The following is a 21,981-nucleotide window of genomic DNA, read 5'->3' as shown; positions in this document are numbered from 1 at the left end:
GTTCCAATAACGTTCAACATCTTTTTCTTTCTGATTGTAAGGCGGCAATATGCGTTTCCTTTATCAACTATTTTTAGGCTTTATTTTATGTGTTGTTAGCGTGTTTAGTATTGCGACCGAGGTTGATTATGTCGGGCCTTACACGCACTTAGGTAAACCTGCAATTATTCTGGAATTTAATGATGCAGTGGTGGTGCCGGATGTGAACGACATTAAGGTAACCATGGAGAACTCTGACCAGGTTGTGACAATGAGCTGGTTTATGAACCAAGCTGAAAACGCTTTTATTACAACTGATGTTGAAATAGGCCAGCGTTATAATGTGCAAGTGGCTAATGGTGAGCAAACATTTAGCCAGCAAGTTGAGATTGCTGAAATTCAACCTGCGGTTAAGTTATTGGGCCGAGGCCCTTTCGTGATGGCGTCGGGCTCGCGCACCTTACCGATTTCGGCGGTGAATTTATCCAGTGTATCGGTTGAGGTATTGCGCCTTAACAATCAAGCCGACCTATTAAGCCAGTTTTACTATTCTGAGCAGGCATCTGGTTGGCGGGTTGATCAATTAAGTAAGTATTTTACTACCGTGACCACGCTGCAGTTTGACCTGCCAACGGCTGCTAAAAATGAAGCGGTACAAGCCAATATTCGAATTCCAGATGAAGTAACTAACGGATGGTATTTAGTTGCAATAAAAGGCGGCGGCCAGTTTTCAAGTGACAACATGACCGTTGCGCAACTGTTATTAACAGACATAGGTTTACAGGCCAAGGTTTATCCTGAACAGTTAAATGTGAATGCAGTTTGGCTGAAAAACGATGCTCCGTTACCTAAAGCCAAAGTGTGGGTGCTAACCGAAGGAGGTAAGCAAAACTTACTTGGACAACTTAGTAATGGCGCTGCCAGCTTTGATTATAAAGCGCACACTGGCGATGTGTTATTAGTGGAGTCTGACCAAGGCTTGGCTTATTTACCACTGCGTGAAGTGCCATTAGATCTCTCTGACTTTAGTGTGGATGGCCGAGATTATCAGCCGGTTGAAGCGTTTACTTATTCTAATCGAGACTTGTTTAAACCGGGCGAGTCCTTACCCCTTAATATTGTTTTGCGTGATGCTGATGGCGCTGCGATTAAACAAAATAGTGTCTATGTTGAGCTGGTTAAACCCGATGGCAAAGTGGTCATTGGCCAGCTGCTAACAGAGCAAGGTCGAGGCTTTTTTCAGCAGTGGTTTGATATACCAAAAGATGCGCCGTTGGGCCGCTGGTCATTGATGGTAAAAGCAAATAAAGCTGCCAGTAAAGCCTTGTCGGTGTTTTCGTTCAATGTGAGTGAATTTGTGCCTGAGCGCATGGACTTAACCTTTGCCTTAGGGGGTCAGGGCAGTGCTAAAAAACCTTTGTTAATTGGCCAAGAGCGTGTAGATGTGACCGCCAATGGCCGCTATTTATTTGGCGCGCCAGCGGCGGGCAATGAGCTAAAGCTAAACGTTACTTATCAAAGTGTGAATGAGCTGGTGGGGCCTTATCAAGACTATTTTGTCGGTACGCCTTTTTATGTTGATAGCTATCGTGATTTACCGGAGTTACCAGCGTTAAAATTGGATCAACAAGGTGACGTGGCTTTTTCATTACCTTTGATAGATCAACAGAAATTAAAAGGGCCCGCTGTCGCCAATATCAGTTTTGAGCTACTTGAAACAGGTGGCGCAGCAGTGACGCGTCAGCAGCAAGCCTTGTTATGGCGCAATCTTGCCATTCCGGGGATCCGAGCTGAGTTTGATGAGGCCCAATCATTTAGCCATTTAGACTTTAAGGTGATAAACCTCAGCAGCGACGGCACTGAGCCAATGGCAGGTAAGTTGGAGTATAAGCTAGAGCGCAACCGCGGTGGCTACTATTGGACCTATAGCGAAGCTTATGGTTGGGATTTAGTGCGTGATAATGAGTGGCGCCCAGTATTAAGTGAAGTGATTAACGTCAACCAAGGCGAGGCCGCTGACATTAATGTTGCTGTAGAGTGGGGCGATTATCGCGTGCGGTTACGCAACAGTGATGGCGTCGAAACCTTATACACTTTTTATGCTGGCTGGCAGGAAGGCGGACAGCAAAAACCAGCAAAACCCGATCATCTAGACTTAACGCTAAATAAACCCCATTACCAAAATGGTGAGCAAGTTGAGGTTACCATCAACAGCGATTTTGATGGCGACATTCAGCTGGCGTTAGAAGCAGGCAAAATTCTTTGGCAACAAAATATTACTGTTGTTGATGGCAAAGGCAGTGCCGCCGTGACGATACCTGAAAATCTAAAGCGCCACGACATTTACTTAACGGCCACGCAGATAGTCACCACTGAGCATATGCCAAGACGCTTGTTTAGCATTAAGCCAGTGCTACTGGATCGTCAGCAGCGCATAGTTAAAGTTGCCATCGAGCATCAACAGCCGCTGCGTCCCCTTGAAAATGCCACCTTTACCGTTAGCGCCGGCGAGCTCACCGGTGAGCAGGCATGGTTAACCCTTTCTTTAATGGACAAGGGCATTACGAACTTATCGCGTTATCAGGTGCCATCCATCAGTGATTGGTTTTTTGCCCAGCGTAGATACGGCGCTGATGTCGTGGATTTATATTCTCGTCAATATCAGCAGCGTCCTGATTCCTTTTTACGTCATCGTTATGGCGGTGATATGGCTGCAAATAATCATTTAGGTGATTTGGTTGAGGCCAAAACAATTACTATTATGTCTGATCTGGTGGCCCTTGATGCCAATGGTCAAGCCACGGTGTCTATTGCATTGCCTGACTATAACGGTGAAGCACAAGTGGTGGCGACCGTGTTTAGCGCCAAGCAAGTAGGACAGCAAGTTGAGGATGTCGCTATTGCTGCGCCGCTGGTCGCCGAGCTGTCGGTACCTCGATTTATTGCGCCCGGTGACAAAACGCAAACTTTGTTAGAAGTATTTAATCAATCGGGCGAAGTGGCAACCATCAACGCGCAAGTCAGTGGTGATGAAGCCCTCAGCCTTGAAGGCAATACGCAGCTTGAAGTGACGTTGCAAGACGGTGAACGGGCAAGTTTACCCGTGAGTTTGTCGGCCAATGCAGGCTTTAGTAAAGGACAGTTAACCTTAACCTTAGCCAGTGATGTTTACTCTCAAACCCGCAGCTGGCAGATGCCGGTGCGCAGCCCTGAGCCGATGCTATCTCATGTGGTACATCGCACCTTAGCGGCCGGTGAGAGTGTTTGGTTAAATGAAAGCGGCAACTGGCCGAATATGACACCGGTTAAGGGGAAGGCTGGCTGGTTAAGTTTTTCGTCATCGGCGATGCTAAATATTGGCCAATACGCACAACATTTATTTGCTTACCCTTATGGCTGCGCCGAACAAACGACCAGTAAGGCATTGCCTTGGTTGTATCAAGATACGTCGCTGGATTTATTAAAAGCGCCGATATTAGCAAAGAAAACAGAGCGTCAGTTACTCAGTCAAGCGGTACAACGCTTATCGGGTATGCAAAAAGCCAACGGCAGTTTTGCCATGTGGAGTAAACACGGCGATACCCGCTATTGGATCAGTGCTTATGTCAGTGACTTTTTGGCGCGGGTGAACCAATTTGATGAAGCCTTGGTGCCTGATGATATGTTTAATGCCAGCCAACGTTATCTAGGGCAGCTGTTACAACAACAGTCATCTGCGGCTTTTTATAGTGCTTGGATCTTAGCGCGTGAGGGGCAAATTACGGTGTCAGATCTTTGGCAGTTAGAGCAAGTAACGTTTAGCTCTGCCCTTGACTCGGCTCATCTTGGCGCTGCGTTTATGCTGGCTGGCGATGCGGCAAAAGGTCAACAATATTTGCTTAACGCGAATACTCAAACCCGCCAATCGACGCGCTGGCAGGATTATGATTACGGCTCAGCGGTGCGGGATAATGCGCGTATTGTTGCGTTACTCGCTCAACTTGAACAACGGGTAAAACTGAGTCAGCCGCTCATTGCGCTGCGTAATCAACTAGTAGAAAAAGTAGTACAGCAGGCCAGTAAAGACCGCTACCTCAGTACCCAAGAAAATAACGCCTTGGTTGAGGCTGGCATAAGCTTAAAGCAGTTAAATCAGCAGCCTGTAAGCTTGACCCTAGATGGTGTTGAACATACTGCGCAAGGGCAAGGCAGTGCACCAATGTGGCCTGAGTTGGTACTGGAAAATAAATCAACCAACCCTGTTTATGTGATTGCGTCTGCGCAAGGCCATGCCAACGCCAATACGCCGCCAACGTCGACAATCGATATTGAGCACGTGACCAGAACTTTTTATCAAAGTAATGGCCAGCCAATTAGCATGCAAGCGATGGATGGCAACAATACTCAACAAGCAGCAACACTCGCTGTAGGGGATAAGCTCATTGTGGTGCTAACGGTAAAATTAAAAGAGTATTTAAAAAATGGCTTATTGGTAGAGCAAGTACCAACAGGGTTTGTATTAGAAGACCCTGCGTTTACTAACAGTGATGCCTTGATTGCCGCGGTGTTAGAAAAAACCGATAATGCCGCCGCTGAGCGCATTGAATATCGTAACGACCGCTGGGTGGTAGCATTACCAAGTGCTGGTCAGTACAAAGAGTTAACACTGGCTTATGTGTTACGAGCGCAAAGCCAAGGTCAGGCGAAAATGCCGGCGCTCTATATTGAGGATATGTATCAGCCAGCACGTTTTATTTATCAAACTGGCTCAGTGGCTCAGCTTAATATTCAGTAACACGTGTAAGGCTATATAAAAAAGCAATGGCGATAGAGGCTATAAAATTAAAAGGCGCGTTGTGGCGGTTTACTCGCTTTAGCGCGCTATTATGCGTATCGCTTTTTGCTTTCTTTTACTTACTTAACAAACTGTTTCCGTTTGATTATTCGGTAAAAGGGCACGTTTCTACCACCATTTATACCGAGCAAGGGCAGATCTTACGCCAGTTCTCCAACGAACAAGGCGTTTATCGTATTGCAGTGGATAGCCATGACGTCAGCCCGTTTTATCTGAAGGCGTTAATGGCCTATGAAGACCGCTATTTTTATCAGCACGTTGGCGTTAATCCGCTGTCGTTAGTGCGCGCCTTGTATCAACACTGGCACTATGGCCGGGTGATCTCAGGTGGCTCAACCCTGACCATGCAAGTAGCAAGAATGTTTTATCCTCACTCACGTACCTACCTTGGCAAATTAACTCAGCTATTTCGGGCACTGCAGTTGGAGTGGAATTTAGATAAAGCGCAGATCCTTAATTTATACCTTACTTATACGCCAATGGGCGGCAACATTGAGGGCGTGCAAGCTGCTAGCCTGCGATATTTTGGTAAAACGGCCGATCAGCTTAATTTAACTGAATCGGCTTTGTTGGTGGTAGTGCCGCAGCGACCCAGTTTATATCGACCCGATCGCCACCCTGAACGCGCCCTAAAAGCCCGAAACAAGGTAATTGACCGTTTATTAACGTTTGAGGTGATCTCCGAATACCAGCAGAAGATGATGCGTCAAGAGCCGATAAAAGCGGGGCGTATAAGCTTGCCGCAATCCACGCCACTGCTAGCCAGAGAGCTGCGCCAACAGGCGCCCGTTGATGCCAATATCAAAACCTACATTAATCAAACCTTACAAGCCGATGTCGATGCCGTAGTGGCAAGGCGGTTAAGTCGCTTGTCTAGCCAGCTTTCTGTCGCTGTGATGGTAATGGATAATCGCCAAGGGCATGTACTTGCTTATAAAGGCTCGGCAGATTTTTACAGCGCACAACGTTTTGGCCATGTTGATATGACCAAAGCCGTACGCTCGCCGGGCTCTACCCTAAAGCCTTTTATTTATGCCATGGCGCTCGATCGTGGATTAGTGCATTCAGCCAGTTTGCTTACCGATGTGCCGCGTAGCTTTGGCGATTATAGCCCGACTAACTTTAGTCACGCCTTTGCCGGCCCCATGCGTTTAGACATGGCGCTGCGCACCTCAAAAAATGTGCCTGCGGTTCAGGTGATGGAAGCCATTACGCCGGATTATTTTGCCGACCAGCTTACTAAGCAAGGAATAGATTTACGGGTAGCCAAACCGAACTTGGCCATAGCATTAGGGGGCAATGGCATTACCTTGCGTGAGTTAATCAGCCTGTATTCTGCCTTAGCGCGCCAAGGTGAGATGGTGAAACCTGTTTTTAGACATGGCCAAGGGTTAACAAAAGCGAAACAGGTACAGCCATTAATGTCTGAAGGGGCGGCGTGGATCATTGCCGATACCTTAAGTAAAATTCCACCGCCTGATCGCGCCAAAGCGGCTTATGGTCGCCGTATTAGCTGGAAAACCGGCACTAGCTATGGTTTTCGTGATGCGTGGGCCATTGGCGTAAGCGGCGATTATACCGTCGGCGTTTGGATCGGGCGTCCCGATGGCGCGCCTCATGTCGGTCAAACAGGTGCAAACCAAGCTGGCCCTATTTTATTTGATACTTTTGATTTGCTGCCCGCCGATAAAACAAAGATCACCCGTCCAGCGAGTGTGGTAAAGCAACAGATTTGCTGGCCATCAGGGCTTAATAGCGCATTAGTACGTGAAGAAAACTGCTTAACTAAACACAAGGCTTGGACCATTAACGGCTTAACACCTGCCACTTTAAAGCAGCGAGGCAGTGGGCAAGCTTTACATCAGTGGCCACTGGCGATGCAAATCTGGCAGCAACAAACCCCATTTACAGCGATTAATTCGACTCAGCGAGCCAAGGTCAAAATTATCTTCCCGCGTGATAAAACCAGTATTTTCTCCTATACCAAGCAGCGTCTGCTGCTTAAGAGCAATGTGGCGCAAGCAAAATGGTACTTAAACGATAAATATATCGAAGGTGACGCTCTTGATCTTGATGATTTGAGGCGAGGGAGCCACAAACTCACCGCTTGCGATCAGTCTGGCTGTGACTCTGTGGCGATAGCGGTTTATTAGTTGCCCTTGTATTCATATAGCTGGATGAGACTACTCTCATTGCAAAGTTTGGCAATTTTCTAACCTAACTCGAGTTCTGGATAGACGGAATCTTTTATTTTTGCTGCAAAAACGCTTTGAATAGACCCAAACAAGACCCTGTAAATAATTATCAACCAGAAGTTCTTAAGCTTGTTTGGGTATATATCCCTATACGCTTTGCGTTTTCATCCCTGAAAACGAAATTTTGCGATAAAAATATACTTCATCCGTTAGTGAGCAAAATGCTCACAGCCGCGGGGCTAACTGAATTTTATTAGGTACGTTTGTTGACTATCTCTACTGCTTTATCACCTATCCATGTCACTGACTGGGTAATCCCGCCAAAAAGTAGCAAAGTGTCAATTAGTTATTAATTAAAGGTTGTTTTATTTAAGCGATATTATTTGATTTAAAAAGTATTACTTCTATCTTTGAATAGTGGAAAAGGTTATTTTTATTTGGTTACTTATTATTAGATTGTTGTTTTTTAAATTTATTTCTCTCGGGTAGAAAGTGACTAAAAGGGGCGTAATGAATATGAGCCAAACCGATTTCCAAGTGGGTAGTCAGATTGAAACCCTGATTGAGACTCGGGTGTTTAATGCGATGACATGCCCGATTTTGATATGCGACGCAATGATTTCTCATATTCCAATTACTTACGTGAATTTTGCCTTTGAATCCATGTGTGAAGAAGCCGCCGATCAAATTATAGATAAGCCTTGCCTACAATTGTTAAACGAAAAATGCAATCCTGAGGGGGTTATTGCGCTTAGGCAAGGGTTGCAGGAGAGCCAACTATCGAAACAGAGCTTTTACAATGAGGAGTTAAATGTCAGTGTCACTCCACTCTATGAATCATCACAGCCGGTAGCACAATTTTTACTGCAATTTAACACTGTACCTTTTCAAGCTGGAATAACGGCTGAAACCTCGCCTAAAAGTATTATAAGTTGCTCAGATGAACCATCAGTAGCCGCATTTCTCTTAGAAGAGCTAACCGAACGAGAGCGACTTTTTCAGAGTGCTTTTAGCCAAGCTGCGGTGGGCATTGCAAGATTAGACCTAAGTGGACTGTTTATAGAAGTCAACGAACAGCTCTGTCAGTATCTCGGCTATAAGGAGCAAAAGCTTCTTGAAATGAATATAGGTGATGTGACACTTCAACAAGACGTTGTTCAAAATACACTAAAAGCGCAAATGCTGGAGTTGGTTCAAAAACGAGAGGGGTCATTCAACCTTGAATTGCAATTTATAACCCTAGACAAGCGTGCTTTTTGGGCAAATTTCACCGTGTCGGTTGTTACAGATCAAGATCATAAACCAAAATATTTTACTGTTATTATTGATGATATTGAATCAATCAAACACGCAGAAGCAGAGTTGTTGCGCTCTAAACAAGAGCGAGATCATTTACTCGAGTGCCGCACTCTTGCCTCTGAAGCCGGCGGAATCTGTAACTGGTCTATTAACATTAAAACCCAAGCTTTGTATTGGGATAGTCATATGTACAAGATGTACGGGGTACCATTTCAAGAAAACCTTACGTATCAGGCATGGCGAGACACACTTCATCCTGATGACCTTGTTGCTACTGAGTCTGCATTTTTTTCTGCTATTGCTAATAACTGCCCATTTAAGTATGAATTTCGAATTGTTAATCAACAGACTGGCGATATTCGTTGGGTAAAAGCATCAGCCTATGTTGTTTATAAAGACGATGAACCCAGTGAAGCGTTTGGTGTGAATATAGATGTCACACAAGAGCATGAGTTGAATAAATTATTAACCCAAGAAGCGATTGAGGCACAACAAGAAAATCAGGCAAAGTCTCGTTTTTTAGCAACCATGAGCCATGAAATCCGAACACCGATGAATGGTGTGATAGGAATGATTGAACTACTTAGAGAAACGGAGATGTCAAATGAGCAAATTGACATGTTGGATACGATTAGTGACTCGTCATTTGCCCTACTAAATATAATCAATGATATTCTTGATTTCTCAAAAATTGAAGCAGGAAAAATGCCTTTAGAGCGTTTACCTATTTCAGTGTTAGAACTGATAGAGAAAACAGCTGATGTGCTGTCGGTTAGTGCGCACAACAATGGTGTAAGTATTTTTATCAACGTTGATTTATCGATTCCTGAAGCAATATATATGGATCCTAATCGAGTTCGACAAATACTGATTAATCTTGTTGGTAATGCCATAAAATTTAGCAAGCAAGATGGTTTAAGAAAAGGAAAAGTAATATTACGAGCTCAATACTTTAAGGACCAAATTGATGATTCGAATAGCAATATTGTATTCGAAGTGGAAGATAATGGGGTTGGTATGTCTACCGCTCAATTAAAAGATTTGTTTTCGCCGTTTATTCAGGCTGATAATTCAACAACCCGTAAGTTTGGTGGAACAGGGCTAGGCTTGTCAATTACACACTCATTAGTAACTATGATGGGAGGAAAGGTTGATGTTGAAAGCGAGTTAGGAAACGGGGCTATATTCAGAGCTAAGCTACCGGCTAAGGTGGCTCTGCAAACGCCACTTTATCCAATCTTGAACCCTCTTAAACAATGGTGGTTTCTTGTTGAGTGCGACGATAAAGAGCTTGAGCAGGTCTGCTTAACGATTATTCAAGGAATCGGATGTTCTGATAAGGTTGTACAGCGTAAAGAGATAATATTTCAGGATATACTTCCAAGAGTTATTGTACTAACAGACGGACACTATAAACATTCAGATTTTATGCAAGTCCTTCAAATAAAACCTTATTCTAAACTGGTATCTGGTTGGGTAGACCAGAATACGTATCGACTATCAGCGCGCTTTATCAAGCCAACTCAATTTATTAATGCACTCCATTCGCTAATTGGTGAACCACTAAAATTTAGTAAAGGGGCAGACGGTCCATTAGATAAAAAACAAACAAAAAGGAATGAGCGGACTGCGATATTGCCTATCTTGGTCGCTGAGGACCACCCAACAAATCTTAAGGTTATTCAAGGTCAGCTATCCCATCTAGGCTATCAATATGTGTTGTGTTCGAATGGATTAGACGCTTATGAAAAGTGGTTAAAAGGAAAATTTTCGCTACTACTAACTGATTGGCATATGCCGAAAATGGATGGTTTACAGTTGACTAAAAAGATCAGGGAAACTGAATTGAAAGAAAACAGACCGAGTACCAAGATCGTTGCTATCACAGCAAATGGGATGTCGGATGAGGTTGATGCAGGGTTAGCAGTTGGAATGAATGATTACATGGTTAAACCTCTTGAACTAAATATACTTGAAAATGTGATTGCAAAATGGACTCGAGCAACCGGCTCAGAAGATAAGGCTTTGTCAGTTCAGGAAGAAATCAGGCAACCAATTGATCAGGTAGCATCTAATATTAATATTATCAACTATAATCACTTGCATGACATGATGGGCAGTGAAGATCATGTTTTGATTAGCGAAATTTTAGCCATGTTCTGGGATGGCCTTGTTAATGACGTGAGTAACTTGCGCCAAATAATCGATACAAAAGCTGGCGAAAAGTTGAAACATATCGCCCATGGTGCGCGTGGAGCCTCTCACTCAAGTGGTGCTTTTGAACATGCCAAGTTATTTAAGGCGCTTGAAGAGTTTGGTGGTGATTGGGTTGAAGCGGAACAACTCATGGAGCAAATTAATTTATTAACCGTACAGATGAAGCGCTATTTTCAAACACAGGGCATCATAAAGTAAATAATGTTCAAATAACAACAATGGGCTCATCATGGATAAAAGAACATCGACAAGTTTGATCGTCTTTCACGAGTCACATGAAACGGTGGATGCGTTGTCATCGTTACTAAAAACACGTTTTAGCAATGTATTTTATGCAGATATAAGGTTAGAGCCGAAAGAATATCTTAACTGTTTTAGACAGCATCATCATAGCTTTCTATTTATTTTTGCTTTTGATAATCCACATACCTCATGGGTGTTAAAAAAAAGCTTATGTAAAAATGAGTCGCTCGCGCCTATTTTTAATATTAATCATGAAAACTTTCTATTGTGTGATAAAAGCCATCGCGAGCTAGCTTACCAATTATGCGAGAAGGGTGAGTTTTATAGTTACGAAACAATTAAGCCGATATACGACAATAAAAAACTAAATTTATCACTTAAGCGGGCAGTGGAAAAAATATCACTAGACATGGCATTGCTGAAAAAATCGAGAGAACTTGATGAGTTACAAGAAGGTAGTGACCAATCATTAAAGGCCTTATGTGATAAAATTCGTCACGCAGGCAGTGAACAATCTAGTAAATTAGATGAAGTGATTAGCAAATTCGATGGGCTTATTGGCAGTGCAATTAAAGATGAACTTAGTCAGTCATTGGAAAAATTGGCAGGAAAACTGTCGGAGCAGGAAGTGGCAAGATTACTTGACATGCTTCGCTCCATATCGGTATCACCTGAGCTTGATAAGCTAAAGCAGCATACTGAGCAGATGTTCAAGGCCTTGCAAGAATCGGCTAAACCTGTAAGAAAAACTAAAAATAAAGTAGCAAAAACGGGTGTAGTGAAGTCGCCAATGTGGGCAATAAAACCGCTAAAGAAAATAACCATTGTCATTGCCGATGATCAGCCTGTTTTAGTTAAAATTTTAGCCTCAATGCTCGAACCGAAAGGCTTCAAAGTTGAAACTGCTTCTAATGGAGCGGAAGCTATCATGAAGGCAAAAGTGTCGGATCCCAAATTATTGTTACTTGATATCGATATGCCGATACTAGATGGGATTGAGACCATTAAAGCATGTAAGAAAATACCAAACTTATCGACGATACCCATTATTATGCTGACCAGTTATTCTGATAAAGAACATTTTAGAACTTGTTTGGAGAGTGGCGCGATTGATTACATAGTTAAGCCTACTAACGCTGAAACGCTTCTTAAAAAAGTTCACGCCGTTATAGATCAGTATGACTAATAATTTAATCTGCTTGATTGCGATTGTTCCTTTGCATGTAACACTAGCACGAAAACCGACGGGTAATGGCTAATTGTAACCATTGCCTAATAGGTTTATTGAATAAGTATTAACAAGGTATTGTTGGGAAGTTATTGCGGTAAATACGCTTCAAGGCGGTCGGTTTCACTTTTTACTACGGCGTAGCATTCGCAGCAGAGCTCTTCAAGTTTTTCTCTATTAGTCACGGTAATGTGGCCGCGCTTATAGTTTATTACGCCAAGCTTTTGTAATTTACCCGCGGCTTCCGTTACGCCTTCTCGTCTTACCCCTAACATATTGGCGATTAACTCTTGGGTCATGGTGAGGTTATTGGTTGCTAGCCGGTCTAACGACAGCAATAACCAACGACATAGTTGCTGATCAATAGAGTGATGTCTGTTACACACCGCCGTTTGTGCCATTTGGGCTATTAGGGTCTGGGTATAGCGTAACAGCAATGCTCGGATACTCTGGTTATTATTAAACTCACTGCGTAACACTGAGGCGGGCAGTTTATAAGCGTCTCCCGCACTTTGAACTATTGCGCGGTTTGGTGTGCTTTCTCCGCCCATAAATACGGCAATACCGACCAAGCCTTCATTGCCAACAACGGATATTTCTGCCGAAGACCCATCTTCTAATACGTACAGCAAAGAGACAATACTATCGATGGGGAAATACACATTATCAATATGTTGGCCTGCTTCGTAGAGAACTTGCCCTAAAGGTAGAGCTATTCGTTTTAGCTGCGGTAATAAACGCATTTTGGTGTCACTGGGCAGCACTCTGAGTAATTTATTCTCATTTGGAAGTTTCATGAACAACCTTTATTTATTTGTTGAGGTGCCTTAAGGGACGACTGAAGATATTTGGCTGTTTGAATATAACAGAGATTCTTAAAGTTAAGTGTGAAGACATAACATTAATAATTTTATTATGCCTTAAGTGCGACAACGAACAGGTTGTTACGACGATTAAGCGCAATGTGATTGTTATGAGCTTTTTCAAGTAATGAGTTACTGCTTGTTATTTCTTCAATCTGTAGTAAAAACATAATGTTACATTCACTCAATGATTTAGAGAATTTTGCCATTAACGCCACTGATGGCGACATCGGTCACACCAAAGATTTTTATTTTGATGACAAACAATGGGCGGTTAGGTATTTAGTGGTTGAAACAGGCTCTTGGTTAGCCAGTCGAAAAGTACTGTTGTCACCTATTGCGATTAAAGAGATTGATCAAGAAGGTAAGACCATGACGGTCTCTATCTAAAGAGAGCAGGTGAAACAGAGTTAAGCATTAAAATGCTGTTGCGAAGACCATCGTTGGCGTTGGACGCCAGCGATGGTGTTTCGGTAGACTATCAAACCAAGGTGTACGACGTTTATTTCAAACACCTTGGTGGAGTAGCTTCTTTGCTAGACTCTTTTTCTTTGCTTAGTGAGCTTGCCATTTTGGCGCAAAATCATAATGACCATAGACTGCTAAACCTTGCAGATGACGGCGCAGCATATCAAGAGCGATGGCGCAGGCAATCTTGCGGGTCATGGTTCGATTCTTACCCGGTAGCACTAACATTTGGCTATAGGTTTCAGTTGGTGTGGCAAGGGCAAAGGCGACTGTGCCGACCGGTTTTAGCGCACTGCCGCCACCTGGGCCGGCAATGCCGGTGACTGATAATGCATAATCACTTTTTGCTGATAGTTTCGCCCCTTGCGCCATTTCAATCGCAGTCGCTTCACTTACCGCGCCGTGGCTTGATAATGTATCAGCGCTGACTTGCACTAAATCTTGTTTGGCTTGGTTAGAGTAGGTGACCATGGCGCGGTCTAGATAGCCCGAGCTGCCAGCAATGGCAACTAAACTTGACGCTATCATGCCGCCAGTACAAGACTCAGCTAATGCTAACGTGGCTTGTTTGGCCAGCATTAAGTGTTGGATTTTCTCTGCGCTGCTGTCGCTTTCATCACTGGTAAATATCACGTAATCGGCAAGTTTTTGTTCGATTTGTTGCGCGACTTGTTTAATGATATCGGCATCTGAACTGATTAATTTCACTTCAATTTCAGGCGATGCGGTGCGATAACCTAAATGCAGTTGCGCTGGGATTGTTACATCTTGAATCAAAGCGTCAATGGCTGACTCACCCAAACCAAAGGTCGTGATCTTGTATTGCACTAGCTTATTATTCAGTGCAAAACGTGTGGCAATATCGGGCCAAATTTGGGTGCTGAACATGTGCTTAAATTCGTGGGGTACGCCCGGCGTAAAATAAAATCGCGCTTGATTAAAGGTGAAACTAAAGCCACACGCGGTGCCGTTGGCGTTGTCTATTACATCACAACCTTGGGGCAACATGGCTTGTTTGATATTGGTTTTCGCCATCACTCGGCCGCGCTCAGCGAATTTTTGCTTCATCACGTCGAGCCAAGCTTGGTTTAGCTCAACCGGCACGTGCATCGCTGCCGCTGCTGCTTGCGCTGATAAATCATCGCTGGTTGGCCCTAAACCGCCATTGACCAAGACAATATCGCTGCGCTGTGATGCTTCGGTAAACAAGGTGACCAAATCGTTTAAATTATCTGCAACGGTATGTAATCTTTGCGGTTGTAAACCTTGGCTAAATAGCTGCTGGCAAAGCCAGTTAGCGTTAGTGTCTAAGATCTGTCCCGTGATCAGCTCATCGCCCGTGCTTATAATTTCTATTTTCATGCCGTTCTCAAATTAGCGTAACTAAATATGCTTTTAGATTAATTAATTAGCGAGTGATAGCAAGTATTAATACAGTTAGGGTTAATTGATTGCTAAACTTGTTATCAACTTTAGCCGCTCGCATTGTCCGGGACCGCATTCATAGGGAAGTTGTATGAGATTTATTGGCGCAATTATCAGTTTAGTATTCAGTACAGCGGCATTGGCTGCCAATCCATGGGAAAAGTTTGCAGAGCCTGCTACTGGCCCAGCAAGTTCAATTGGCAGCTATGCTAATGGTTGTTTAGTGGGCGGAGAGGCGTTGCCATTAGAGGGCGATGGTTATCAAGTTATTCGCACCTCACGCGAGCGTTATTACGCTAACCCGGTGATGGTTGATTATTTAGTTGAACTAGCGAAAGAAAACAAGCGCCTTGGACATGGTGATTTGTTGATTGGCGATATGTCGATGGCTCGAGGTGGGCGCTTTACTTCTGGCCATGCCAGTCATCAAACGGGATTAGATGCGGATATTTGGCTGCGTATTGGTGATAAACAATACAGCCGTAAAGCGCGTGAGAAGTTGTCTCCTTATAACGTTGTAGACATGAAAAATTATAAAATCAAAGCGCAAAAATGGACTGACGAGCACGCCAAAATGGTCGAGTTGGCCGCCAGTGACAAACGGGTAGCACGCATTTTTGTTCATCCAGTGATCAAAGAAACGTTATGTAAAGCCGATTGGCCTGATGGCCGTGATTGGTTACGTAAAGTCAGACCTTGGTTTGGGCATAATTATCACATGCACGTAAGGTTAAATTGCCCGAAGGGTGATGATTCATGTACCGCACAATTGCCGCCACCACCTGGGGATGGTTGCGGTAAAGAATTATATTCTTGGTGGCCAAAACCAAAAACCGAGCAAGAAAAAGCCAAGGAGCAAGAGCAGTTGTTGCTGGCTAAAAGCACGACTAAGACAAAACCGAAAAAACCAGTATATAAAGATAACCTAAAACTGAAACCGCTGCGTTGCCAAGATTTGATTAATGGTACGTTGAAATAAGCTGTGCAAGTAACGCCAGTACATGAAGCCAATATTTGGCTTCATGTATTAATCATATAAATTTAACAATAAGCTATAGGTGATACATCAGATACACCGCGGTGATGGTTAATATAACAACGGCAACAAAAAACTGAGTTTGTAATTTAGCCATGATCTTCATCCTTGTTAAATGTGGCTGTGTGGTTACAGCTGTCTCATCTTAAAAGCACCTCTATTCGTCATTTATTAATCTAGATCATGATTTAATGGTTCTAGAATATTTTGTTGTATAAATTTTAATCCGATCACCTTTTTGATTAGGCCCTTTGCATACAGTTGCTTTGACAGCTCAAGTTTAAACTTTTACCAAACGTGAGGGTTGTGATCCGGTAACTTGTGTTTTCACTTGGCCTGAGTAATATAATTTGTCCTTATTAGTATTCTTCGAGACCTTTATGGCTATTCAAATCACGTATTTCCCCATGTGGCAAACTCAGCTTAACTGGCACAAACCTGCGCACAGTAAGCTTGCCAGTGTGCCTGATTATATTAGCCACATTATTTTGTCTTTTGTTTCGCCTCAGCTGCAATTTGATGGTGATTTGAACGCGCCGATCAGCGACATTTTTTTTGAAGGCGAAGCCGCTAACTTAAGCACAGGTGAAACCTTAAAACAGTTAAAAGCTTGTATTGAGCAAGCCCATGGCCAAAAAGTGCTGATCTCGGTTGGCGGTGAAATAGGCGGTGAATTTGATGATGCACAATATGACAATATTGCCTTGCTGGTGGCCAGTTTAGGACTCGATGGCATTGACATAGATTATGAGCCAGCGGGCTTAATGACCGCAACGGCGGCGCAAATAAAACGTTATCAAGAAATAATTATTGGTTTTCGCGCTGCGTTAGATAAGCAAACCGCCATCACTCAGCAGCATTACATGCTTAGTTGTGCGCCAACTGGTGTTGGCCTATTAGGTGGGCAGGACGTTTATCAACATCTTGAGATAACTGAGCCTAATTTACTTCGTTTTGATGCCTCACACTTTTCGTTATTGAGTGAGAATTGCAACTCAGTGATACGCAACTTAGCCAGTTTGATTGCACCTGATGAACAAGAGCAAGAGCTCGCTTTGGGCGAGATGGGCCAATCATCGACATACCGCCAAGCAGGGCATTGCCATGTTGGTACTGTTGCCAGTGCCTTTGATTTTCCGTCTACCGGTAAAATGGCTGAAGTGTTCTTAGCAAAAAATGAAGACTCAATATCAGCGCAGCGCTATCCACTGATTGGTCATATGCTAGATTTGGTGATTTATCAGGCTTATAACATGGGCACCGCTAACGTATTAGCACGCGTATTATGTTACGAAGCGCATCGCAGTGTGTCGGAATATTTAGCCCGTTTTAATCAACCCGGCTTTGCTATTGCTCATGGCTGTCATGTCGGTAAAGAGGCTTGGCCACAATTTGCTTACACACCAAAGCGGTTAGGTTATTTGTACGGCTACATTGCTGAGTTTGGTCGCCCCCAAGACGGCGCTAGCTTTTGGAGTTATTCAAGCCCTTGTCAGGACGATTCGGACTTTGTACCGGAATATGACAATCAAGGGGAACGGCATTTTAGTCAAACCAGTGATGTGTTTTTACACGCAGCCAAAGCACTGGGGATGTTAGAAAATCCTGTAGAGTTGTGATTGCCAGTTAATGGATTGAGTTACCGTGCCGATTGATGATGTCACGCAATCGGCACGCTGGATAAAGTAAAATTAGTAATTAATTTTCACTTTATCGGACACAGATTTAGCTAATTCGACCGCGTGATCGGTACTCTCACCGCGACACAGCGCCACACCTAAACGACGTCCTCCTGCAATTTCTGGCTTACCAAATAAGCGAATTTGCGCGCCTTTCACTTGCTCCAATGCCTCTGCGACATTGTTAAAACGAATATTGTGAGAATAGCCTTCGCCCATGATCACACTCGATGCGGCTGGTCCGTATTGAGTTATTTCCCCAATAGGCAGGCCTAAAATAGCGCGTACGTGTAAGGCAAATTCCGACAAATCTTGTGAGATCATAGTGACCATGCCGGTGTCATGAGGGCGTGGTGAGACTTCGCTGAAGTAAACGTCTTCGCCTTTTATAAACAGCTCAACGCCAAACAGGCCATAGCCACCTAAGTTGTCGACCACTTTTGCAGCCATGGCTTGTGCTTTTTCGAGTACGTAGTCAGCCATGATTTGTGGCTGCCAAGATTCACGGTAATCGCCGTCTTTTTGACGATGGCCAATCGGGGCGCAAAAGTGGATACCGTCAACAGCGCGAATGGTTAGCAGGGTGATTTCATAATCAAATGGTACAAAACCTTCAACAATCACTTTACCTTTGCCCGCACGCCCGCCTTCTTGGGCGTAGGTCCAAGCGATATCAATATCAAAGTCTTCACGGATTACACTTTGACCTTTGCCTGAACTACTCATCACCGGCTTGACCACGCACGGCAAACCAATTTCAGCTATGGCTTGGTCAAAATCAGCCTTGTTATCGACAAACTGATAAGGCGAGGTAGGCACATTTAAATCTTCAGCGGCTAAGCGACGAATGCCTTCTCGATCCATGGTTAAAGACGTGGCGCGTGCTGTAGGCACCACGTTAAATCCTTTTTCTTCAAGCTCGATCAATTTGCTGGTCGCTATGGCTTCAATTTCGGGGATAATAAAATCTGGTTTTTCTTGCTCGATAATGGCTTCGATACTGTTACCATCAAGCATATCGACGGTGTATGCGCGATGCGCAACTTGCATTGCTGGCGCGTTTTCATAGCGGTCTAAGGCGATCACTTCAATGCCAAAACGTTGTAGTTCTATAGCAACTTCCTTGCCAAGCTCTCCAGAGCCTAATAATAACGCGCGCGTGGCATTGGTACTGTTTGCGGTGCCTATCATTTGTATTATCCCTTGTGAAAATTGTGTGTATTTTATCTGGATTAATCCATTATTTGTAGCATTAACTGAGTTCGACCAAGTCTAAATTAAGGGCATTGAGCTGTCTCAATAGGCTTGAATAATGTTGTGCCATATCAATATTTTGTCCAGTTTTATGAACCAAAATACTGCGTTTAATATCAGTAACGTCATAGCCGGTAAACCGTAGCTGAGATAGCGCTGATTGCAGCGCGGGCAAGCTTGGGTTGTAAGCAACGTTTTCTGCATATCGACCAACGAATAGCTGATCGTCAGATGTGATCAGTCCAATAGCGTGATAGTAACCGGTGTAAGGCGCATAACTTGCGTTGGCATGTTCAACAATTTCGTCGATAACAGGGCTTTGCTCAGACGCTACGAATACCTGTTGCGGCTGTTCAAATAACGCAAACTTATTACCTAAATCATCTGGGCCAAAGCTGTCGGGCAGAAGTTGGTTGAACGCAATTTTATCTTTACCTAGCACATAAACTTGTAATTGTTGATGCTGAGCAATTTCGCGAATAAATTGGCGGCAGTGGCCGCATGGGCTGGCGTTAACAAACAAATGGCTAATGCCTGTTTCACCATGCAACCAAGCATTGTTTATTGCCGCTTGCTCACCATGGACACTTTGACTTAAGGCTTGACCAGCGAACTCCATATTCGCGCCTATGTATGCAGCGCCGCTATTGCCGATGACCAACGCGCCAACGTTGAAGTTTGATACTGGGGTGATAGCAAATTGCGCGGCAAAGGTAAGCCATGGCATCAGTTTTTCTGGTTGGTTCAGTACTGGCGTAATAATACTGGCAGGGATCTTGCCGGTAAAACCTTGCTGACCAAGCGAGGTGGTTAGCGCTAGCGCGACGTCCGGTGTCAGAGTGGCTAAAGCCTGAGTTAAGCGAGTATTGTTCATTGACTACCTCGAAAATTGTTAAGGTAAAAAAAGCATGTAGAAAGCAAAAATCAGTGGTGCAAGAAATGCCATTAGCACAGCACATAAAATGAGGGCTAAGGACGAGTAAGCACCGTGTTGTTCGCTGTGCTCTATGGCTCGCGCAGTGCCAAGTGCATGAGCGGCTGCGCCCATCGCCAAGCCTTGTGATGCGTCATCTTTCACACCTATTCGATTTAAAAAAGGTAAACCAAAAGCCGCGCCGACGATGCCGACAATAATGACGACTGCAGCTGTTAGTGCGGGGATGCCACCCAGAGATTGGGTGATACCCATTGCAACAGGTGTTGTGACGGATTGCGGCGCTAATGATGCGATCACACTTTGGTCGGCTCCCATTACCCAGGCCAATGGAATAACGATCAATAATGATGATGTTACGCCAATGGTGCAGGCAATAAATATGGGCTTCAACTGCTTACGAATTTGTTGCGCTTGTTGATATAGCGGTAAAGCAAGGGCGACCACTGCTGGCTCAAGCAACCAAGAAAGTGGGGCGCTGCCCGTTGCATAATCGGTATAGGGAATATCAAGGATAACAAGCAGCGCAATTAAGCTTAGTAATGACAATAATACTGGGTTGAACAGCGGAAAGGGAAACAATTGATAGAGTTTTCGAAAGCTGAAAAAACACAGCAAGGTAAGGGGGAGCGCTAACCAAAACATAATCTAGTCTCTTGGATTAAATCGTTGAAAAACATGGCCAACAATCGCCATCACAATCAGAGTGCCAAAGGTAATACTGGCCAACAAGGCCGGCCATTGTGTAATCACTAAATCAAAATAATTAATTAAGCCCACACCAATGGGAATAAACAGCAAGGCCATGTAAGTTAACAAATAGTGTGCACCAGACTGAACCCAGTGCACCTTAATAAGACCAGTATTAAACGCAATAAACAGTAATAACATACCAATAATACTGGCAGGAAAACTAAATGGGAGTAAATAAGCAATCGCCTTCCCGCCCAGTAGGGCTATTAAAATGATGGCAAATGCTCGGATAATTGAAAACATAAAATAGCGTCTATCAACGAAGGGAGAGGAGATTGTATAAGAGTCTTGGCCGCTAAGCGACCCGATTATAAGTAAATCAGGCGATACAAACACTGTCGAGTTGGGTTGAGGGTGTAAGCTTTGCGAGGTTCGGACAATATTTAACCGTTCAAGATTTAACGAATTTAGTACTTAACTTCAACACCAAGGCTCAATTGGCTGTCGCCATAACCTGGGATTTGTCCAGTACTGTAAAGGGTTTTAACTTGCACATCTTTCTCGAGGTCAAAGCTCATGCCAAAGCCTACCGCAACATTTTCTTTCTTTTGATTTATTTGTTTATTTTGACTGTAAAACTCATACATGGCGTGAGAGTGGGACATTTGGCTATAGGCAATGTTCTTTTTATCGTATAACTGACCAAATACTTCAAACTGAAGATTGTTGGTTGGCGTAGATAGGAGTGGAAAAGCCACTAAATCATAAAGCGTGGTATCGTTAAACGCGCTGTTAGTAATATCGGTGGTGAGTAAGGTTTTATTGTATAGCTGCGCAAAAGTAGTGGATAGATCGCGGTAGGTAGCAGTAGGCAAGTTAAGCAAATAGCTTTTCGTTTTTAACAATTTCACATCAAAGCTGTCGTTTTCTTCTGCAGCGTTAGCTTGTGAACAGGTTGCAGTCACTACTAGTAGTAAAGCACAATGAAACGTGTTTTTTAAGTTACTCATGGTTAACTCTCCAAATACCATCAGCTCAATATACAGAAGGAGTTGAATAAAAATATGGCCACTTCGTGAATGTTTGAATACGATCTGTCAGTTGGATCACAAATGACTGATTTTTTATATCAGAGCATATTCTTTATATTGCTTAACGATGCAGCAATTCATCACTCTTACTTAAATTGACACAACTAGGTATTAATTCTTATGCTATCCAACGAATATTCGCTGAGCCCATTTAAAAGAATTCAATTCGTGTGCCAACTAGTCGTAATATTGTCGATTGCTGCCGGTACATTTGGTTGTGATAGAAAAATCAATCAGTTAGGCAAGGCTGATTTTGACATTAAAGCATTGGATGCGCATGGACTGCTGAATGGCGTGGCGGTCGACTTTGAATTTTGCGTTGCAAATAGCGATGCTGTGATGGAGCAGGTAAAGGCCTCTTATCCTGATTTACAATTTATGGCGGCTAGCCGTGGAAGAATAGATTGCGATGTACGAGCTGATGGTAAAGGAGAGCAAGTGCTGGTGATTGGCTCAACTCATGTTCCTAAATACCGTGAGCATTTCAGCGAGCTATTAGCGAGTGATGAGATAGCCGTTGTTAAGCGTGTTTATTGGGAATAA

At 43.7% G+C, this 21,981-nt stretch carries 15 protein-coding genes; 8 read left to right on the top strand and 7 right to left on the bottom strand.

Annotation, left to right across the window (positions count from 1 at the left end; all coding sequences use genetic code 11):
* The first annotated feature begins 49 nt into the window (after window positions 1-49).
* The 4 genes from K6Y31_RS08730 (at window position 50) to K6Y31_RS08715 (ending at window position 11,953) form a co-directional block, all read left to right on the top strand.
* Window positions 50-4,753: an alpha-2-macroglobulin family protein gene (locus K6Y31_RS08730; RefSeq protein ID WP_233052405.1), complete on the top strand. Its 4,704-nt coding sequence runs from the start codon at window positions 50-52 to the stop codon at window positions 4,751-4,753.
* A 26-nt stretch (window positions 4,754-4,779) separates the two neighbouring features.
* Window positions 4,780-6,966 (top strand): penicillin-binding protein 1C, encoded by a 2,187-nt coding sequence (pbpC, locus tag K6Y31_RS08725; RefSeq protein WP_233052404.1) that lies wholly within the window; start codon window positions 4,780-4,782, stop codon window positions 6,964-6,966.
* Between the two features lie 558 nt (window positions 6,967-7,524).
* Window positions 7,525-10,722 carry an ATP-binding protein gene (locus tag K6Y31_RS08720; RefSeq protein ID WP_233052403.1) on the top strand — a complete coding sequence of 1,066 codons (3,198 nt, stop codon included), beginning with the start codon at window positions 7,525-7,527 and terminating at the stop codon, window positions 10,720-10,722.
* Window positions 10,723-10,753: 31 nt separating this feature from the next.
* Entirely contained in the window at window positions 10,754-11,953 is a 1,200-nt protein-coding gene (locus tag K6Y31_RS08715; protein ID WP_233052402.1) for a response regulator, read from the top strand.
* Between the two features lie 131 nt (window positions 11,954-12,084).
* Here K6Y31_RS08715 and K6Y31_RS08710 read toward each other — a convergent pair whose 3' ends face one another.
* Window positions 12,085-12,792, bottom strand: a complete 708-nt coding sequence (locus K6Y31_RS08710; RefSeq protein WP_233052401.1) for a Crp/Fnr family transcriptional regulator — start codon at window positions 12,790-12,792, stop codon at window positions 12,085-12,087.
* 237 nt (window positions 12,793-13,029) lie between these two features.
* Between K6Y31_RS08710 and K6Y31_RS08705 the strand changes: the two genes are divergently transcribed.
* Entirely contained in the window at window positions 13,030-13,248 is a 219-nt protein-coding gene (locus K6Y31_RS08705; protein WP_233052400.1) for a PRC-barrel domain-containing protein, read from the top strand.
* A gap of 165 nt (window positions 13,249-13,413) precedes the next feature.
* On the opposite strand, the gene K6Y31_RS08700 is transcribed toward K6Y31_RS08705, so the two are convergent.
* A complete protein-coding gene (locus tag K6Y31_RS08700; protein WP_233052399.1) occupies window positions 13,414-14,688 on the bottom strand; it encodes a CinA family nicotinamide mononucleotide deamidase-related protein in 1,275 nt (424 codons plus the stop codon).
* Between the two features lie 154 nt (window positions 14,689-14,842).
* Here K6Y31_RS08700 and mepA point away from each other — a divergent pair, with 154 nt between their 5' ends.
* Both mepA and K6Y31_RS08690 read left to right on the top strand, forming a co-directional pair.
* Entirely contained in the window at window positions 14,843-15,730 is an 888-nt protein-coding gene (gene mepA / locus K6Y31_RS08695) for a penicillin-insensitive murein endopeptidase (RefSeq protein WP_233052398.1), read from the top strand.
* A gap of 437 nt (window positions 15,731-16,167) precedes the next feature.
* Window positions 16,168-17,406, top strand: coding sequence for a glycosyl hydrolase family 18 protein (locus tag K6Y31_RS08690; protein WP_233052397.1), 1,239 nt, complete (start codon window positions 16,168-16,170; stop codon window positions 17,404-17,406).
* Window positions 17,407-17,478: 72 nt separating this feature from the next.
* On the opposite strand, the gene purT is transcribed toward K6Y31_RS08690, so the two are convergent.
* From purT to K6Y31_RS08665, 5 genes are all read right to left on the bottom strand, one after another.
* Window positions 17,479-18,657, bottom strand: a complete 1,179-nt coding sequence (gene purT / locus K6Y31_RS08685) for a formate-dependent phosphoribosylglycinamide formyltransferase (RefSeq protein WP_233052396.1) — start codon at window positions 18,655-18,657, stop codon at window positions 17,479-17,481.
* A gap of 61 nt (window positions 18,658-18,718) precedes the next feature.
* Window positions 18,719-19,594, bottom strand: coding sequence for a cytidine deaminase (gene cdd / locus K6Y31_RS08680; RefSeq protein ID WP_233052395.1), 876 nt, complete (start codon window positions 19,592-19,594; stop codon window positions 18,719-18,721).
* An 18-nt stretch (window positions 19,595-19,612) separates the two neighbouring features.
* Window positions 19,613-20,299: an LrgB family protein gene (locus tag K6Y31_RS08675; RefSeq protein WP_233052394.1), complete on the bottom strand. Its 687-nt coding sequence runs from the start codon at window positions 20,297-20,299 to the stop codon at window positions 19,613-19,615.
* 3 nt (window positions 20,300-20,302) lie between these two features.
* On the bottom strand, window positions 20,303-20,650 hold the full coding sequence (locus K6Y31_RS08670; protein WP_233052393.1) for a CidA/LrgA family protein: 348 nt from the start codon (window positions 20,648-20,650) through the stop codon (window positions 20,303-20,305).
* A gap of 164 nt (window positions 20,651-20,814) precedes the next feature.
* Window positions 20,815-21,357, bottom strand: a complete 543-nt coding sequence (locus tag K6Y31_RS08665) for a hypothetical protein (RefSeq protein WP_233052392.1) — start codon at window positions 21,355-21,357, stop codon at window positions 20,815-20,817.
* Between the two features lie 249 nt (window positions 21,358-21,606).
* Between K6Y31_RS08665 and K6Y31_RS08660 the strand changes: the two genes are divergently transcribed.
* Window positions 21,607-21,981 carry a hypothetical protein gene (locus K6Y31_RS08660; protein ID WP_233052391.1) on the top strand — a complete coding sequence of 125 codons (375 nt, stop codon included), beginning with the start codon at window positions 21,607-21,609 and terminating at the stop codon, window positions 21,979-21,981.

The organism is Motilimonas cestriensis (genome assembly GCF_021295315.1).
Classification (GTDB): domain Bacteria; phylum Pseudomonadota; class Gammaproteobacteria; order Enterobacterales; family CBDFNC01; genus Motilimonas; species Motilimonas cestriensis.
The sequence above is the reverse complement of the archived record's forward strand: the minus strand, read 5'-3'. Positions and strand labels throughout refer to the sequence as shown.

Excerpts from the sequence above, each read along its gene's own strand:
- K6Y31_RS08730 (WP_233052405.1), top strand. The coding sequence starts at position 50 with ATGCGTTTCCTTTATCAACTATTTTTAGGCTTTATTTTATGTGTTGTT.
- pbpC (WP_233052404.1), top strand. The coding sequence starts at position 4,780 with ATGGCGATAGAGGCTATAAAATTAAAAGGCGCGTTGTGGCGGTTTACT.
- K6Y31_RS08720 (WP_233052403.1), top strand. The coding sequence starts at position 7,525 with ATGAGCCAAACCGATTTCCAAGTGGGTAGTCAGATTGAAACCCTGATT.
- K6Y31_RS08715 (WP_233052402.1), top strand. The coding sequence starts at position 10,754 with ATGGATAAAAGAACATCGACAAGTTTGATCGTCTTTCACGAGTCACAT.
- K6Y31_RS08710 (WP_233052401.1), bottom strand. The coding sequence starts at position 12,792 with ATGAAACTTCCAAATGAGAATAAATTACTCAGAGTGCTGCCCAGTGAC.
- K6Y31_RS08705 (WP_233052400.1), top strand. The coding sequence starts at position 13,030 with ATGTTACATTCACTCAATGATTTAGAGAATTTTGCCATTAACGCCACT.
- K6Y31_RS08700 (WP_233052399.1), bottom strand. The coding sequence starts at position 14,688 with ATGAAAATAGAAATTATAAGCACGGGCGATGAGCTGATCACGGGACAG.
- mepA (WP_233052398.1), top strand. The coding sequence starts at position 14,843 with ATGAGATTTATTGGCGCAATTATCAGTTTAGTATTCAGTACAGCGGCA.
- K6Y31_RS08690 (WP_233052397.1), top strand. The coding sequence starts at position 16,168 with ATGGCTATTCAAATCACGTATTTCCCCATGTGGCAAACTCAGCTTAAC.
- purT (WP_233052396.1), bottom strand. The coding sequence starts at position 18,657 with ATGATAGGCACCGCAAACAGTACCAATGCCACGCGCGCGTTATTATTA.
- cdd (WP_233052395.1), bottom strand. The coding sequence starts at position 19,594 with ATGAACAATACTCGCTTAACTCAGGCTTTAGCCACTCTGACACCGGAC.
- K6Y31_RS08675 (WP_233052394.1), bottom strand. The coding sequence starts at position 20,299 with ATGTTTTGGTTAGCGCTCCCCCTTACCTTGCTGTGTTTTTTCAGCTTT.
- K6Y31_RS08670 (WP_233052393.1), bottom strand. The coding sequence starts at position 20,650 with ATGTTTTCAATTATCCGAGCATTTGCCATCATTTTAATAGCCCTACTG.
- K6Y31_RS08665 (WP_233052392.1), bottom strand. The coding sequence starts at position 21,357 with ATGAGTAACTTAAAAAACACGTTTCATTGTGCTTTACTACTAGTAGTG.